The sequence below is a fragment of the Vibrio pomeroyi genome (assembly GCA_041879425.1).
Classification (GTDB): domain Bacteria; phylum Pseudomonadota; class Gammaproteobacteria; order Enterobacterales; family Vibrionaceae; genus Vibrio; species Vibrio pomeroyi_A.
Genome location: CP090854.1, coordinates 645,936 through 662,089 on the forward strand (window position 1 = coordinate 645,936; position 16,154 = coordinate 662,089).

Sequence of the window (16,154 nt, forward strand, 5' to 3'; positions counted from 1 at the left end):
TTTCAATAAAACTTACTATTATTTTCAGTTGTTTAATGTGAGTTGTAATATAATTGTCATGTAAACGAAATATTATGATATTAGCTCAAAAAAGGTAGATAGACAGATGGCCGCAGCCGAACTTTCATTGAAAAAACGAGATAAGAAAAGATGGTTGAAAGACCGTCTTATGCGTTTTGCAGTGACATTGGGCGGTGTGAGCGTGCTGGCGGCACTTGTTTTGATCTTTATTTACCTGGCGATGGTCATTCTTCCGATCTTCGCTGACTCAAGTTTAGAGACCGATCAAAAAGTCCAACCGGTGATCGTGCAAGATCCGATCGCAATGACGATCGATGAGTATGGCCAACATGCGTTAGTGATCGACCGCGATGGTTCTGTCGATTATTGGACTCTCGATAACTCCCAATCTACGCCGTACTTTTCTGAATCCATTATTCAAGATTCGGTCGCGTTTGCTCGAAGCACACCTGCAGACAATTGGTTTGCCTTTGCTAACCGCCAAGGCCAAGTTCAGTTGTTTCAACCTGAATTTTCAAAGCCTCTTGCCGTAAAAGGGCAAGCAGCTAGCCCTCGCATTAATTACCTTCAACCCAAAAGCCAACCATTTGATTTTTTAGATGGCATTGTGTTGAGTGATGGCTTGAGCATTGAGAAGCTAACATTTGCGACTGACAATAATCATCTGACGCTGGTGGCTCAGTTATCCGATAAACGCATTTTGGTGAAATGGTATCAAGCGTCGCTAACAGGTGAATACTCAGAGATTAACTCTCAATGGTTATCTCAAGAGTTTGGTCAGCAAGACCAGCTTTTAATGACACCTAACGGGCAAACTCTGTATCTTCGAAACGCCTCTGACCTTACGGTTCTAACTACGGAAGCGAACAAGTTCTCGGTTCGAGAAGTGATCGATTTAAGTTTAGGTGATGAGCAGCATGCCGTTAAGAACATTGACTTGTTGTCTGGTGCTTATTCTCTGCTCGTGAGTCATTTTGATGGGCGAGTATCTCAATGGTTTGATGTATTGAGTAATGAGCAGCGTAGCCTAACTCATATCCGTGATTTTAAACTGCCTTCTGAGGTTCAGTTCTTACTGCCTGATACCTACCGAAAAGGCTTTTACAGCTTCTATAAGAATGGCACGATTCAAAGCCATTACACGACCAGTGAAAAGTTATCTCTGTTTGAGAAAGCTTATAAGAAGTCACCACAAATCGCAGCTATGTCTGCCAATGAACTTCATCTCGCAACGCTGAGTGATGGCGTTATTAGTCTTGCATTGGTCGATAACCCATATCCTGAAATATCGTTTTCATCGTTATGGAAGAAGGTGTGGTACGAGAGCTACCCAGAGCCTCAGTATGTGTGGCAATCCACTTCTGCGAATGATGATTTTGAAGGTAAGTTCAGCTTAGTGCCTTTGACTTTTGGTACGCTTAAAGCGGCGTTGTTTGCAATGATGTTCGCCGTGCCTATTGCGGTACTTGGTGCCATTTATACCGCTTACTTTATGACACCTAAGATGCGTCGAGTGGTAAAACCTTCGATTGAATTAATGGAAGCATTGCCGACCGTTATCATCGGATTTATCGCGGGCTTATGGTTTGCTCCTATCGTGGAAACGCATTTAACCGCCATTGTGTCTTTGTTGTTGGTGCTGCCTCTTAGTACTCTAGTTGTTGGCTTAATATGGTATTGCTTACCACATGATTGGGTGAGCCGTTTCCCTAATGGCTGGCACGCACTTATTCTGGTTCCTGTGTTGATTGTGACGACAGTGGTCGTGCTTAACTTTGGTGCGAAAATTGAATCACTACTGTTTGCTGGTGATATCAAACTCTTCTTAAATCACCACGGAATCGATTTTGATCAGCGTAACGCGCTCGTGATTGGTTTCGCGATGGGCTTCGCGGTTATCCCGACCATTTTTACTATCGCAGAAGATGCTATTTTCTCAGTGCCTAAACACCTGTCGGACGGTTCTTTGGCACTAGGCGCCACGCCTTGGCAAACTCTGATCTACGTTGTTCTGCTTACTGCGAGCCCCGGTATTTTCTCAGCAATTATGATGGGCTTGGGTAGAGCAGTTGGTGAGACTATGATCGTGTTAATGGCGACCGGTAATACGCCTATCATGGACTGGAATATTCTTGAGGGGATGCGAACGCTCTCTGCTACGATTGCCGTTGAGCTTCCTGAATCCGAGGTTGGCAGTCCTCACTTTAGATTATTGTTCTTAGCTGCGTTACTTCTATTCGTCTTTACCTTCGCCGTGAACTCGATTGCGGAATGGGTAAGACAAAGGCTGCGAGATAAATACCGTGCTTTATAATTTTTATCTGAATCTTCAATCGCAACCAGTAAGAGAGCCTCTTCATGTTTAAGTGGATTAAGTCGGGATCTCCTTGGATATGGCTAACTGGTGGTGCCGTTAGTATTAGTATGCTGTCGGTACTTGGCCTGATCTTGTTTATTGGTTGGAAAGGGTTGACCTACTTCTGGCCTGCGCCTCTTTATCAGTGGCAAGTGAATGAAACAGAAAGTCTTGCCAATGTTCCATTTCAACATCAAGAGATGGCGAAGAACCGTTTAATTGGTCAACTTTACGAACGCAAATATATTCCGGTTGAACAACTGTCGAATGTACAAGATAAGAAGCTACCACAAGAGATCATCGATAAAGGGTTAGTTCGACGTCTGAGTATCAAGATCGCTAACCGTGAATTGTATCCTGCGGACTTTGTGTCAATTCTTGAGGTGAACCTGAAAGAACCGACGACACCAAAAGAGTGGGCTGTGATCGAACGTAGCCGTGGTGGTTACTTCTTCGGAAAACCGGTTGGTTTTAGGAGTGCAGACGGTGTTCTCACCGATAATATCGAGAAAGAATTAGTTAAAGGTTTAACTCACGCCGATACGTTACGTGATGAAATTCAAAAGATCGTAAACCAAACGGTTCGAACGACTAGTTGGTCTTTGGAACAATTACGTTTAGAAAAGCGTAAAAAAGAGCTCAATGACAACTTATCGGAACAAGAGCGACAAGAGCTGGAGTCTAAACGTTTGGCTTTAGGTCGAGAGTTAGCTTCTGGAGAGTATCAACTTGATTCTCTTAGGCAGCAACTCAATCTTGATGCTCTGATTGTTGAAGATATGACAGGCAAAGTTGTCGAGATTCCACTGAGTGAGATCTTAGATTTCTGGTTCCCTAATCAGATGACTTATCCAGAGAAAGTGCTGCATTGGTGTGAACAGGTTTGGAAGTTCTTATCTGAAAATCCTAGAGAGTCCAACTCTGAAGGTGGCGTATTCCCTGCCATTTTCGGTACGGTACTCTTAGTGCTTATCATGTCGATCGTCGTGATGCCACTTGGTGTCATTGCCGCGATTTATCTACACGAATACGCAAAAAATAACGCTCTAACTCGCTTGATTCGCATAGCAGTCATAAACTTAGCGGGTGTGCCATCCATCGTTTATGGTGTATTTGGCTTAGGCTTTTTTGTTTACACCATTGGTGGCTCGATAGACTCATTATTCTACGCGGAGCGCTTACCAGCTCCGACGTTTGGTACGCCGGGTCTGTTGTGGTCGGCATTAACGCTGGCTGTGTTAACATTGCCTGTCGTGATTGTGACCGCCGAAGAGGGCTTAACTCGAATCCCGAGCTCTGTGAGACACGGTTCTCTGGCTTTGGGCGCAACCCAATCTGAAACCTTGTGGCGAATCGTTTTACCCATGGCGAGCCCTGCGATTATTACCGGGCTTATTTTAGCTGTGGCCCGTGCTGCGGGAGAAGTGGCACCATTAATGCTGGTGGGCGTAGTGAAACTAGCGTCGAGCTTACCTGTCGATGCGCAGTTCCCATATGTGCATCTCGACAGAAAATTTATGCATTTAGGTTTTCACATCTATGATGTGGGTTTCCAAACATCAAACATAGAAGCAGCAAGACCGCTAGTTTACGCAACGTCATTTTTGCTGGTTACCGTGATTGTTGGGTTGAACCTAACTGCAATTAACATTCGAAATAACCTGCGTGAAAAGTACCGAACCTTAGGACAAGATTAAGATGTTCTCAATTAATGAAACCTTGGGTTATCAAGCACCTTTAGATGTGCACAACCTAACCGAAGAGCAAACAGCCATCTCGATTGAGGGGCTGAACCTATACTATAAAGAAGCTCAGGCGCTTGATGATATCTCGATGACGATACCTAAAGGGCAAGTGACGGCTTTTATCGGTCCTTCTGGTTGCGGGAAGTCGACACTGCTTCGCTGTATTAATCGTATGAACGATCTTGTCGAAGGTTGTAGAGTCTCAGGCAAGGTGAAGTTGTACGGCAATAATGTTTATCATCCGAAAGTTGATGTCGCGACGTTACGACGTCGTGTTGGGATGGTATTCCAACGCCCGAACCCTTTTCCTAAATCAATTTATGAAAATGTCGTTTATGGGCTGAGGCTACAAGGCGTGAGCAATAGTCGCGATTTAGATGATGCTGTAGAGCGCTCATTACGTGCCGCGGCGCTTTGGGATGAAGTAAAAGATCGCTTACATGAAAATGCTTTTGGTTTATCGGGCGGTCAGCAACAGCGTTTGGTCATCGCTCGTGCGGTGGCAATTGAGCCGGAAGTGCTTTTGCTAGATGAGCCGACATCAGCCTTGGATCCGATTTCGACTCTGACGATTGAAGAGCTGATCAACGATCTAAAAACGCAATACACCGTAGTGATCGTGACCCATAACATGCAACAGGCCGCTCGTGTGAGTGACCATACTGCGTTTATTCATATGGGAAAATTGATCGAGTACTCAGATACGGATTCAATATTCACGTCACCATTGAAAAATCAAACGGAAGACTACATTACTGGTAGATATGGCTAACGTTACTGTTCGCGCCATATAGAGCTGAGCCACTCTTATGTAAACGGCTTAATTCATTTCTATTAAGGAGCTGACATGCATTTTGGTCGCCATATCTCAGGACAATTCAATGTTGAATTAGAGTCTATCCGTACTCATGTACTTACTATGGGCGGGTTAGTGGAGCAGCAGCTTTCTTTTGCGATGCAAGCGCTTCACAAAGATGATGTGGAATTGGCCAAAAAAGTCATTCGTGACGACCATAAAGTAAATGCGATGGAAGTGTCGATTGATGAAGCATGTACGCGAATCATTGCCAAGCGTCAGCCTACAGCGAAAGACCTGCGTTTGATTATGGCGATCATCAAGACCATTACTGACCTTGAACGTATTGGCGATGTTGCTTCTAAAATAGCGCAAGGTGCCATCGAAATCCCTTCGACTAAAGAACAAAAATTCCATGTGTCTCTAGAACCACTGTGTCGACAAGCAATCACTATGCTTCATCAAGTTTTGGATGCTTTTGCACGAATGGATGTAGATGCGGCAGCCGAAGTGCATAAACTCGATGACAAGCTTGATGCTGAATACGAAGCTGTGATTCGCCAGTTAATGACTTATATGATGGAAGACCCGAAGAACATTCCTAACATCTTACAAGTGATGTGGTCTGCAAGAGCTATTGAGCGTGTAGGGGATCGTTGTCAGAATATTTGTGAATACATCATCTACTTTGTAAAAGGCAAAGATGTTCGTCACCTAGGAGAGCAAAGCCTAGATGACGTTTTACGATAGTTGTCCTATCTTAAAATCTAATCAATCTAGAAGCGTATGATTGCCCCTAGGTTGAGGTTGATGGTGGTGTTATAAGGTACGAAAGTCTTATTGTGATCAAAAATATTTAAGTCCGCTCCGGCTCTCAAGGCCAATACTGAATTAGCTTGATACACGTAAGCACCACCTAAACTTAAGCCTGTTGCCGTTTTCCTTTCAGTGACACCTGAGCGTGTCTTCTCACCATCATAATCAGCGAAGCCAATCTCAGCTTGAAATCCATGTATCTGCTTTGAACCAAACATATTTTGGATGCCAATACGATATGAGTTTACCGTTTCATCATAACGGTCGCTTTCATACCAAATATCTGAATAGCTTAAATAGATCGCCCCAAGGTCAGCAACCTCGGTGATTCCTACTTGAATACCAAAGCCATGATAGGCCCCGATTTTTAGTTCTGGGGATAGGTGTAGCCCACTTGCTGAAACTGATGTTGAAAGAAGGGTTAACAAAAGCAGGGGAGTTTTTATCTTCATAACAATACCTAGAGCATATAGCCGTCCGTGGCTTGCTAATGTTTATTTTTTTAATTGATCGTAAAAAAGCCAGCGTAGATGCTGGCTTTTCAATTTTTTAGAAGCGGTAACCGACAGTCCATGAGAATGTGTCGTAATCTGCGTCGTCGTAACTTGCGAATTCAAAACGCATGTCAGTGTATAGGTGTTGTCCGAATTCAGCTCGGCCACCTAGACCTACAACGAAGCTAGTATCGTTGTATGATTGCGTCAGCTTGTCACCTAAAAAGCTAATAGAATTATCTTCGCTTTGACGTGCTAGGCCAAGAACACCATAAGGTTTCAATGAGAAGCCATCTAGTTCAAATTTATAACCGATATCTGCGTCAACTTGAAATTTATAACCATCGATGTCGATTTTTATACCTTCGACGTTTTCATCATCACTATTAGTGGCGTAAGAAACGTTGATACCGACGATACGGTTAAATTCGTAACCGTATTCAAGTTTGATACCGTTACCCCAATCAACAGTGTCATCGGTTAGCCAGTCAGCTACTTGGGTTTTGTTGTAACCAATACCCACACGGTATTGGCTTTCAAAGCTGCTTGCAAGAGCAGGAACAGAAAGTAGTGAAGCTGAAATTAGGGTAGTAAGTGCAATTTTCATATTAGTCTCTATTTTGGGTTAACTTTAACTGCACGATCCTTCGTACTTCAGTGTCCGTTTTGATAGAGCTAAGATTAAACAGTGTTTTATTTACCTGCTAAATAGATGAGCTTATAGAGTCAATAAGCTTCACTTATCAGACTGCTCAAGCAAGGCTTGTTGGATAATTGAAAATAACCACTTGTGCATTAAGTTGTTTCTGTTTTTAACATGGATGTGGCTGAAAATAGGGTACTTATAAGGTTCACCCTCGATCAAAACGTCAATCGCTTTTAATGACGGATAGTTTTCGATTGGAAATAGATTGGAGTGTGGCATATACATATCGGTATGCTGAAGAGCATCGATCAAGGCCATAATCAGCTCTGAGCGAAATCCAATCGAGTGTTTGATTGAGTACTTGTCTAGCATACGAGAGGCGTAACTAAAATTATCGTTCCAACCGGGGGATATTAAAGAGGCAATCTCATAACCACTCATGTCTTGAGGAGTGATGGTTGACTGCTTTATCGGGTGATCTTTTCTTACAAAGATTCGGCCTGTTAGATCAATTAACTTTTGGTTATAAATCTCTTTGCTCGTGTTCGGTAGCTGATAATTAACACCTATTTGCACCGTTCCTTTTTGTATTTCTTCCGCTGTATTATGGCTCCAACTCACTAGTTGCAGCGTAGCTTTTGGTGCTTGTCGTTTGATTTCTTTAAATAATGTGCCAGAAAGGCAAGCCATAACGACGGGTGATAGCGCTATTTTTAGGACATGATCGATTTCAGAAGGAGTAAAAACACTAGATTGATTGATTGATTGCGATAGATAGCCCGTCAAAATATGGCGTAATGTTATTTGATAGCTGTTCACTGAACGCAGTTGCTTGCAACCCACCATGTACTTTTACAAATAGATCATCGTTAAAGTGATGACGTAGTTTTTGTAAGGCTTGGCTCACTGCTGGTTGAGAAACGAATAAACGCTCCGCTGCCTTTCTGGTGTTTTTCTCTTGGTAAACAATTAGAAAAGTACGTAACAAGTTTAAGTCGAGAGAGCTGAATAGATCCTTAGCCATAACATTCCATGGGTCGCTATATCGTGTTTATTAATATACGTGACTTCTAAGCTTTTACTAGCCACGTTGTGTAGGTGTTTAGTCAGATCTCGGAGACTCTCTACTTATCGAGGGTCGCTCTGAGTTCTTTAATCTTTTGACTACTGGTGACCGGAATTAAGTAGTCGTCCACGTCATCGTGTCCCATCTGAGCTTTTGAAGCTTGTGTCATTAGACTCGGCCTTGTTGACTTTGCAGACAGGTGCAAAGCCTGAACTTTGGCATGCTTAAGAATTTCATGACCATTGTCAGCGGTAACACCGGCCCCTGCCATGATATCCAATCGGCCTTGAGTGAGCGTAACCATTTCCTTGAGAATGTCTTTTCCTAGCTCGGCATTACTTGCTAATCCTGACGTTAACACTCGTTCACAACCAAGCTCGATAATTTGTTCTAGAGCTGTTTGGTAATCCTTAAGTTGGTCGATAGCGCGGTGAAAGGTCACGCCAAGTTTTAGCTGGTGGGCTTTTGAGGTTAGTGCTTTCATCGCAGCCATGTCTATTTCACCTTGAGCGGTAAGTACACCTAATACCACACCATCTAAACCAGCATCGGAAGCAGCTTGGATATCATCAAGCATGCTCATCACGTCGTCATTATCGAAGATGAAGTCGCCTTGTCTTGGGCGAATCATTGCATACACGGGAACCGTCGAGATGCGAGCAACTTGTTTCATCATACCGAAGCTAGGGGTTAATCCACCAAGTGCTAGTGAAGAGCACAGCTCAATACGATTAGCTCCGCCAGCTAGGGCATTGTGAAGGGATTCTAGGTTATCGATACAAACTTCAATTTCGATGTTCATGATATTTTACTCGTTCAAATTGAGACTGAGGAAATCATAGCAATCTTGAGACGATTCTGAATAGGTAGCGATAGAGGAAAATAGAGGTAAAGTTTCGCTTTGCGGTTACCCCTATTGATTGTGGACATGAGCAAGGAATAAATCATTGTTGAAGCAATAGATGCAAAAAGCCCGAAGCGTTAACTTCGGGCTTTGAATAAGACTTTACTTCTTAACTGATTGGCGGTGCGCTTTGCGCTGTTAGCTTATGCTTTATTTCTCTTTAAAGAGATTCATCCAACCATTAACCCGTGTTGAGGCGGGCTTAAGAGGTAATTACTTGCTTAGGTCGTCAGCGTGCTCAGATAGGAATGCTGCAACACCTTTTGGAGATGCGTCCATACCTGATTTACCTTCTTCCCATTGTGCAGGACAAACTTCACCGTTCTTCTCGTGGAAGTTTAGTGCGTCTACCATGCGTAGCATTTCGTCGATGTTACGACCTAGTGGAAGATCGTTAACTACTTGGTGACGTACAAGACCGTCAGCGTCGATTAGGAAAGAACCACGGAAAGCAACGCCTGCTTCTGGGTGCTCAACATCGTATGCTTTACAGATTTCGTGCTTAACGTCAGCAACTAGTGGGTATTTAACTTGACCGATACCGCCGTCAGCGATAGCAGTGTTACGCCATGCGTTGTGAGAGAATTGAGAATCGATAGAAACACCGATTACTTCAACGCCTTTAGCTTGGAAATCTTCAAGACGGTTGTCGAAAGCGATTAGCTCTGAAGGACAAACGAAAGTGAAGTCTAGTGGGTAGAAGAAAACAACCGCTTTCTTACCTTTAGTGAATTCTGCGAAGTTGAAGTTATCAACGATCTCACCGTTACCTAGAACAGCTGCTGCAGTAAAGTCAGGGGCTTGACGACCTACTAGTACCATTTTGGAATCTCCTAAAAAATTAGTTGGCCCAACACATCTTTGTTTGGGCTCCGTTTCTACGCGACAAACTATAGTACAATCGGTACTATAGAAAAAAGCGAATTAAATAGATTAAGTTCATCGAAAAAAGCGATAAGCTTATTCTTTGTCCTTTTCTCAGGTCTTAGGACCTTCGTGTAACTTATCCTACTCATATTACAAAGTAATTTCATGAATAAATGGCCAAGTCTTAAGCAACTTCACTATCTTGTTACTCTTCACGAAACACGCCACTTTAGCGACGCCGCTGATCGCTGTTTCGTTAGCCAATCGACGCTAAGTAAAGGTATCCAAAACCTAGAAGAGCTGATCGGTTGCCCTCTATATGAGAAGAAAGATAAAAAGAGCCCACTTGTTTTCACTCAAGCAGGAGAGTTGGTGGTGAAGCATGGTCGAGAGTTATTGGCGAAAGGGCAGGACTTGGTTGAACTCGGAAACTTATGTAATGGCGATGCGATGCAAGGTCAGCTAAGAGTTGGATGTATCCCAACCATTGCGCCATTTCTTTTGTGTGATTTGGTACAAGAAGCCAACCAACGCTTTCCTCAGCTAAATCTGCTGTTGCGCGAAGACACTACAACGAACTTACTCGCAGCACTGCGCCATGGTGAGTTAGATGTATTGATTCTGGCTCTGCCTGTTGATATCGACAACATGGAGAGCAAAGTGGTTGGGCAAGATCCTTTTAGAATGGTGATCAGTCGCAATCAAGCTGACGGTATTCGTGTCCCAATTAAATATGACGATCTGCCAGACGAGTCTGTATTCCTACTAGAAAATGAACACTGCTTAACTGAGCATGCGGTATCAGCTTGTAAGCTAACCGACAAAGAGAAGATAAATCCGTTCACAGCAACTAGCTTGCACACATTGGTGCAAATGGTCGCGAACGGTTTGGGGACCACTTTTATTCCGCAAATGGCGATTGATCATGGTTTGTTGGAAAATCAAAACCTAGTGGTGATTGATCCCCCAGGTCAGCAGGCATACCGAGACATTGGCCTAGTATGGCGCCCGAGCTCTTCGCGTCTCGAGACATTTCATCAGTTAGCGGATGTGGTGTCTGAATTGCTTTAAAAGACTGTCGTCATTTTATGTATTCAACCTTACCTTGCATAGTGGCAGGGTAAGGTTCGTACTTAACTATTTAAATAATATAATTATAGTTTTTACTAATTCGGTAGCTAAAGGAATTAAAGAATTCCCCCTGATATTATTAGGGTCATACCTATGAAAAATAACATAAATAAACTATAAAGTTTAAATAATCTACTAGACAATCTGATTTTTTATTGCATCTATTCTTTTCCTTATGGGGTTATATAACCTATAGTATTTAATGATGTTTTTATTCATTACACATTTCTTCAGTGATAGCGAATTTTTCAAATATACCACGCGAGCTTTTTAATTCTAGTTCTTGGCCGCAGTATACATGAGTTGGGCTGTTTGTTTTATAATCTTCCATTTTTAAATAATATAGAAAAGAAAGCATGAACGATATAGCAAGTAAAACATATGAAGTTTTATCTTTCATTCTAATATGATCTTTCTTTGTTTTAAATATTAAGTTTAATTGAACTATACTTATAAAAAAACCCAAAAGAAAGCAGGAGTAAGTAGTATTGATAAGAGATATATCTTATCGGTTCTATAAGATCCTATTGGGAAGTATAATATAGGGTAAGAACTGATTAATAATATAATCGTAAACCTAATAGCTTGTTTGTGCTTGCGTAGTTTCATATATTTTCCTGTATTCATTCTGCTGCAGTTCTGTTTAAGTGCTAGTAAGTGCTAGTAAGTGCTAGTAAGTGCTGGTAAGTGATTGGGATTTATATTTTTTAATTTTATTTAACCTAATTTTTATCGGAAGCTATGACCTGCTGTAAATCTTATTCAACCTAGATAATTTATTCGATAGATAAACCTGAGTTTTCTAGTTGTATGGATTTCTAGGTCTTGTTAAATGAGACTTTAAAGCTCCATAAAGTAAATAAAAAAGCACTGCAATACTCATATAAGCAGGAAGTGTTCCAAACAAGGATGAATAAACATCAAGTAGGCTACTATTTTTATTTCCTAGTATTATCCCCCCCCATCGTTGATAGATAATACGTTATAGTATCGCTTCTCTATCAATTCAAAATTGAACTTATGTACAGAGCGCTTTCCCTCTATATCTAATAGATAGTAATAGGTTTTTAACCCTCTCACATGGACGTTGATATGATCAAGTTGTATTACTTTTGCTTGTTTTTCTATGCCAGATGTCCAGAATTTGTACGTATCTCCAACAATTTCGTAAAGTGCAAAAGATACAACAGCATAGCCTATTAGAAAAAGAAAACTTTAAATATGGGAATGATTTATTCATAAACCGCTACCACATTTTTCTTTTGAAAGCGCAAACTTTTCTAAAAGCCCCACAGAACTTCTCATCATTAATATTGATCCGCAATATACATGACTAGTGCTTGTTTCTTTATACTCTTCAACCTTAAAGTAATAAAAAGTAGATAGCGATATGGCTATGATAAAATAAATACCGATATGATGATTTTTAGTTTGGTACTTATCATCCCTATTTTTTATTATCAGTGCTAATTGTGCCACGGTAAACACTAAGAGAAAAATTACAAAAAATGAGCTTAGTACAGTAACAAAGTAAACTCTATCTGAATCATACTCTCCAGAAGGGAAGTATATGAATGGGTAACTGCATACAGTGATGATAACTAGGCATATTATTGAGTTTTTATAGTTTGATACTTTCATTTGTACTCTCAAGAACCGTAACTTTTTGGGCATCTCATTATGAGATGCCAGTATATTCTCCGAACTATTAAGTGGACCAAATGAATAGTCGTCAATTGCTTTTATATAAGTTTCCAACACTCCGGAAGAAGCAGCTACACCCTCTACTGTGAATGTAACAACAGTGATACAAGTAATGACAGGAGCTGAATTCGTTATAACCTCTACATCAAGCCTATTGATAAATATGATTTTTTCACTTTATTACGGAGGTGGTTGTATATGGCGGGTAATATAAACCTCATCAATACATTATTCAACTAGTTTTATATTTGATATGGTGTGCGGATTGGTTGTTTATTGTAATGAGTTACGGGGTAAGCGGCAGTGCATTTCTATCGATTAAAGTTACCTAATATTGAGCCTCATAGTTTTATGAGGCTCTTCTTATTGTCATATCACTCTACTTCCGCTTCTTCTGGCTCGACCTCTTCTTGTAGCTCTAATAAGTTAATCGCTATCGTGACAAAGTCGCTATCAGTGATAATGCCGACTAATTCATGGTTATCGACGACAGGTAAACAGCCAACTTTGTGTTTTTGCATATAAATAGCCGATTCTTTTAATCCAGCACGTGGTTCTACCGACATAACGCTTTTGTGCATTATGTCGTTGAGTGGTGTTGAAAGGGTAAAAGATTGAGCTTGTGGGATGTTTTGTAGGCTGGATTCTTGAGCGGCGAGAACATCTCGCTGAGTAACCACACCAAGCAGTTTTCTGTCGGCATCGACGACTGGGATATGGCGGATATCAAGCGCTTCCATCATGTGCTTTGCATCGGCCAGTGAGTGTGAGCGCAATAGAGTATGAGGGTTGCGAGTCATCATATCTTCAACCTTGATCATACGAACCTCCTTATTTTTTATTTGTTGCTATTACTATAGTTTTTTATCCAAAAAATAACTGAGAGCTGGCGCATTTTTGAGGGAGTTTTATGCAACTAATTCTCTAACTTGAAGCGGTGAATCGGTAGCATTATTTTACGCCTCTTTACAATAATCCATAGCTGTAAACCTTGCTATTGCGGCTCGTGTGCCTATACTAGCCCACTGCGAAATTTTTAGTCGTGTTTGCGCTTTGTTTACGGTAACGGTTTACTTACTGTAACGATTGATTAGCGGCAACGATTTATTATTCGTCAACAGCACAAATCTCATCAACTAAGACAAGACTAGACACATGCAAGTTTCAGATTTTCACTTTGACCTACCAGATGAACTTATTGCTCGCTACCCTCAAGAAGAGCGTACAGCAAGCCGCCTGCTTAAATTAGACGGCAATAATGGCAACCTGACAGATGGTTCGTTTAAAGACGTTTTAGACTTGGTTGAGCCAGGCGATCTTGTTGTTTTCAATAACACCCGAGTTATTCCTGCTCGTGTATTCGGTCGCAAGGCATCAGGCGGTAAGCTTGAAGTTCTGGTTGAGCGTATGCTTGATGAGAAAAGTATTCTAGCGCATGTTCGTTGTTCTAAGTCACCTAAGCCGGGCACTAAGTTGTTCCTTGGTGAGAGCGATGAGTATGAAGCTGAAATGGTGGCGCGACATGACGCGTTATTTGAAATCCATTTCACATCTGACCAAAGCGTGTTAGAGATTCTGAACAGTGTTGGTCATATGCCGCTACCTCCTTATATTGATCGTCCAGATGAAGACGCAGATAAAGAGCGTTACCAGACCGTCTATAATGAGAAGCCAGGTGCGGTTGCCGCTCCAACAGCAGGTCTTCATTTTGATGACAAGCTAATGGCTGACATGAAAGAGAAAGGTGTTGAGTTTGCTTACGTGACGCTTCACGTTGGCGCTGGCACATTCCAGCCCGTTAAAGTCGACAACATCAATGACCACCACATGCATGCTGAGTACGTTGAAGTACCGCAAGAAGTGGTTGATGCCGTAGCGGCTGCAAAAGCGCGTGGCGGACGCATTATTGCCGTTGGTACAACATCGGTTCGCTCACTAGAGAGTGCAGCGCAAGATGCATTGAAGAAAGGCACAGAGTTAGTTCCATTCTTCGGTGACACTGAAATCTTTATCTTCCCTGGTTACGAATACCAGTTGGTGGATTGCTTGATTACCAATTTCCACTTACCAGAATCAACGCTGATTATGTTGGTGAGTGCATTTGCAGGTTACGACAACGTGATGGGCGCATACGATCACGCAGTGAAGAGCGAATATCGTTTCTTCAGCTACGGTGATGCCATGTTCATCAATAAGAAAACAAGCTAATTTAAGCTAGTTATAAACGATATACATAAGAATTTACGGGTGCTAGCAGTAAGCTAGGAGTCGGGCAGGGTGTCTGTCTAATCTCTCGCAAGGAATACGCGACCGCTCCTCATAGAGCCCACTGGACTGAACTTTTGTTTGGCTTAAGGTTCTGAATTAACAGTCAGATTGTTTCTCTGGCATATTGGAGGCTTCGTGAAATTAAAATACGAACTTAAAAAAACTAATAGCGGCGCACGTCGTGGTCAACTTCAGTTTGAACGCGGTACCGTTGAAACCCCAGCATTCATGCCTGTAGGTACTTACGGTACTGTAAAAGGTATGACACCTGAAGAAGTGAAAGACACAGGCGCTGAAATCCTATTAGGTAACACATTCCACCTATGGCTACGTCCTGGTCAAGAAATCATGAAGATGCACGGTGACTTGCACGATTTCATGAACTGGCACGGTCCTATCCTGACAGATTCAGGCGGCTTCCAAGTATTCAGCCTAGGTGCAATGCGTAAGATCACTGAAGAGGGTGTTCACTTCCGTAACCCTGTAAACGGTGACAAGATCTTCATGGACGCTGAGAAGTCTATGGAAATCCAAAAAGACTTAGGTTCAGACATTGTAATGATCTTTGACGAGTGTACGCCTTACCCTGCGACACACAAAGAAGCAAAAGACTCAATGGAGATGTCTCTTCGTTGGGCTGAGCGTTCACGTAACCACTTCGACAAGCTTGAAAACCCGAATTCACTATTCGGTATCGTTCAAGGTGGTGTGTACGAAGACCTTCGTGATGTATCTGTTAAAGGCCTAACTGAAATTGGTTTTGACGGTTACGCAGTTGGCGGCCTAGCAGTAGGCGAACCAAAAGAAGACATGCACCGTATTCTTGAGCACACATGTCCTCAACTACCTGAAGATAAGCCACGTTACCTAATGGGCGTAGGCAAACCAGAAGACCTAGTTGAAGGTGTTCGTCGTGGTATCGACATGTTTGACTGTGTAATGCCAACGCGAAATGCACGTAACGGCCACCTGTTTGTGACTGAAGGTGTGATCAAGATCCGTAATGCGAAGCATAAAACCGATACAACACCACTAGATTCAGAGTGTGACTGTTACACTTGTAAGAACTACAGCAAGTCGTACTTACACCATTTGGATCGTTGTAACGAAATCCTAGGTGCTCGACTGAACACGATTCATAACCTGCGTTTCTACCAACGAGTAATGTCAGACATTCGTCAGTCTATCGATGAAGACCGCTTTGAAGAGTTCGTTGCAGAGTTCTACGCAAGAATGGGGCGTGAAGTGCCACCACTAGGTAAAGAATCTTAGTATTTCTTTTTTGCGAGCCCTATCTCTCTTCCGAGTGATGGGGCTTGAAAATAAAGGGATGCAACCCA

The 16,154-nt window shown here is 42.1% G+C and carries 13 protein-coding genes and 1 pseudogene; 7 read left to right on the forward strand and 7 right to left on the reverse strand.

From position 1 onward, the window contains the following. Window positions 1–106 precede the first annotated feature (106 nt). From L0992_02910 to phoU, 4 genes are all read left to right on the forward strand, one after another. A complete protein-coding gene (locus tag L0992_02910) occupies window positions 107–2,335 on the forward strand; it encodes an ABC transporter permease subunit (protein XGB67667.1) in 2,229 nt (742 codons plus the stop codon). A 44-nt stretch (window positions 2,336–2,379) separates the two neighbouring features. Continuing rightward, window positions 2,380–4,074 carry a phosphate ABC transporter permease PstA gene (gene pstA / locus L0992_02915; protein XGB67668.1) on the forward strand — a complete coding sequence of 565 codons (1,695 nt, stop codon included), beginning with the start codon at window positions 2,380–2,382 and terminating at the stop codon, window positions 4,072–4,074. Window position 4,075: 1 nt separating this feature from the next. Then, window positions 4,076–4,894 carry a phosphate ABC transporter ATP-binding protein PstB gene (pstB, locus tag L0992_02920; protein ID XGB67669.1) on the forward strand — a complete coding sequence of 273 codons (819 nt, stop codon included), beginning with the start codon at window positions 4,076–4,078 and terminating at the stop codon, window positions 4,892–4,894. Between the two features lie 75 nt (window positions 4,895–4,969). Further along, window positions 4,970–5,668, forward strand: coding sequence for a phosphate signaling complex protein PhoU (gene phoU / locus L0992_02925; GenBank protein ID XGB67670.1), 699 nt, complete (start codon window positions 4,970–4,972; stop codon window positions 5,666–5,668). A 26-nt stretch (window positions 5,669–5,694) separates the two neighbouring features. Here the strand turns inward: phoU and L0992_02930 are convergent, their stop codons facing one another. The 5 genes and pseudogenes from L0992_02930 to L0992_02950 all read right to left on the reverse strand — a co-directional run bounded on the left by L0992_02930 (window position 5,695) and on the right by L0992_02950 (window position 9,666). Continuing rightward, window positions 5,695–6,186: a hypothetical protein gene (locus L0992_02930; GenBank protein XGB67671.1), complete on the reverse strand. Its 492-nt coding sequence runs from the start codon at window positions 6,184–6,186 to the stop codon at window positions 5,695–5,697. Between the two features lie 97 nt (window positions 6,187–6,283). Further along, on the reverse strand, window positions 6,284–6,835 hold the full coding sequence (locus L0992_02935) for a porin family protein (GenBank protein ID XGB67672.1): 552 nt from the start codon (window positions 6,833–6,835) through the stop codon (window positions 6,284–6,286). A 129-nt stretch (window positions 6,836–6,964) separates the two neighbouring features. Continuing rightward, a pseudogene (locus tag L0992_02940) lies at window positions 6,965–7,898 on the reverse strand (LysR family transcriptional regulator). A 100-nt stretch (window positions 7,899–7,998) separates the two neighbouring features. Beyond that, a complete protein-coding gene (locus tag L0992_02945; GenBank protein XGB67673.1) occupies window positions 7,999–8,742 on the reverse strand; it encodes a copper homeostasis protein CutC in 744 nt (247 codons plus the stop codon). A gap of 315 nt (window positions 8,743–9,057) precedes the next feature. Continuing rightward, a complete protein-coding gene (locus L0992_02950; GenBank protein XGB67674.1) occupies window positions 9,058–9,666 on the reverse strand; it encodes a peroxiredoxin C in 609 nt (202 codons plus the stop codon). A 210-nt stretch (window positions 9,667–9,876) separates the two neighbouring features. On the opposite strand from L0992_02950, the gene L0992_02955 reads away from it, so the two are divergent. After that, the gene (locus L0992_02955) at window positions 9,877–10,782 is read left to right on the forward strand and encodes a hydrogen peroxide-inducible genes activator (GenBank protein ID XGB67675.1); all 906 of its coding nucleotides are present in this window, start codon (window positions 9,877–9,879) and stop codon (window positions 10,780–10,782) included. Between the two features lie 1,296 nt (window positions 10,783–12,078). Here L0992_02955 and L0992_02960 read toward each other — a convergent pair. Together L0992_02960 and L0992_02965 are read right to left on the reverse strand one after the other, a co-directional pair. Beyond that, window positions 12,079–12,483: a hypothetical protein gene (locus L0992_02960; GenBank protein ID XGB67676.1), complete on the reverse strand. Its 405-nt coding sequence runs from the start codon at window positions 12,481–12,483 to the stop codon at window positions 12,079–12,081. 437 nt (window positions 12,484–12,920) lie between these two features. Further along, window positions 12,921–13,367 carry a CBS domain-containing protein gene (locus L0992_02965; GenBank protein ID XGB67677.1) on the reverse strand — a complete coding sequence of 149 codons (447 nt, stop codon included), beginning with the start codon at window positions 13,365–13,367 and terminating at the stop codon, window positions 12,921–12,923. Window positions 13,368–13,701: 334 nt separating this feature from the next. Between L0992_02965 and queA the strand changes: the two genes are divergently transcribed. Both queA and tgt read left to right on the forward strand, forming a co-directional pair. After that, complete coding sequence (gene queA, locus L0992_02970) at window positions 13,702–14,754, forward strand: tRNA preQ1(34) S-adenosylmethionine ribosyltransferase-isomerase QueA (protein XGB67678.1); 1,053 nt, start codon at window positions 13,702–13,704, stop codon at window positions 14,752–14,754. A 195-nt stretch (window positions 14,755–14,949) separates the two neighbouring features. Next, entirely contained in the window at window positions 14,950–16,086 is a 1,137-nt protein-coding gene (gene tgt, locus L0992_02975) for a tRNA guanosine(34) transglycosylase Tgt (GenBank protein ID XGB67679.1), read from the forward strand. Window positions 16,087–16,154 lie beyond the last annotated feature (68 nt).

Excerpts from the sequence above, each read along its gene's own strand:
- L0992_02910 (XGB67667.1), top strand. The coding sequence starts at position 107 with ATGGCCGCAGCCGAACTTTCATTGAAAAAACGAGATAAGAAAAGATGG.
- pstA (XGB67668.1), top strand. The coding sequence starts at position 2,380 with ATGTTTAAGTGGATTAAGTCGGGATCTCCTTGGATATGGCTAACTGGT.
- pstB (XGB67669.1), top strand. The coding sequence starts at position 4,076 with ATGTTCTCAATTAATGAAACCTTGGGTTATCAAGCACCTTTAGATGTG.
- phoU (XGB67670.1), top strand. The coding sequence starts at position 4,970 with ATGCATTTTGGTCGCCATATCTCAGGACAATTCAATGTTGAATTAGAG.
- L0992_02930 (XGB67671.1), bottom strand. The coding sequence starts at position 6,186 with ATGAAGATAAAAACTCCCCTGCTTTTGTTAACCCTTCTTTCAACATCA.
- L0992_02935 (XGB67672.1), bottom strand. The coding sequence starts at position 6,835 with ATGAAAATTGCACTTACTACCCTAATTTCAGCTTCACTACTTTCTGTT.
- L0992_02945 (XGB67673.1), bottom strand. The coding sequence starts at position 8,742 with ATGAACATCGAAATTGAAGTTTGTATCGATAACCTAGAATCCCTTCAC.
- L0992_02950 (XGB67674.1), bottom strand. The coding sequence starts at position 9,666 with ATGGTACTAGTAGGTCGTCAAGCCCCTGACTTTACTGCAGCAGCTGTT.
- L0992_02955 (XGB67675.1), top strand. The coding sequence starts at position 9,877 with ATGAATAAATGGCCAAGTCTTAAGCAACTTCACTATCTTGTTACTCTT.
- L0992_02960 (XGB67676.1), bottom strand. The coding sequence starts at position 12,483 with ATGAAAGTATCAAACTATAAAAACTCAATAATATGCCTAGTTATCATC.
- L0992_02965 (XGB67677.1), bottom strand. The coding sequence starts at position 13,367 with ATGATCAAGGTTGAAGATATGATGACTCGCAACCCTCATACTCTATTG.
- queA (XGB67678.1), top strand. The coding sequence starts at position 13,702 with ATGCAAGTTTCAGATTTTCACTTTGACCTACCAGATGAACTTATTGCT.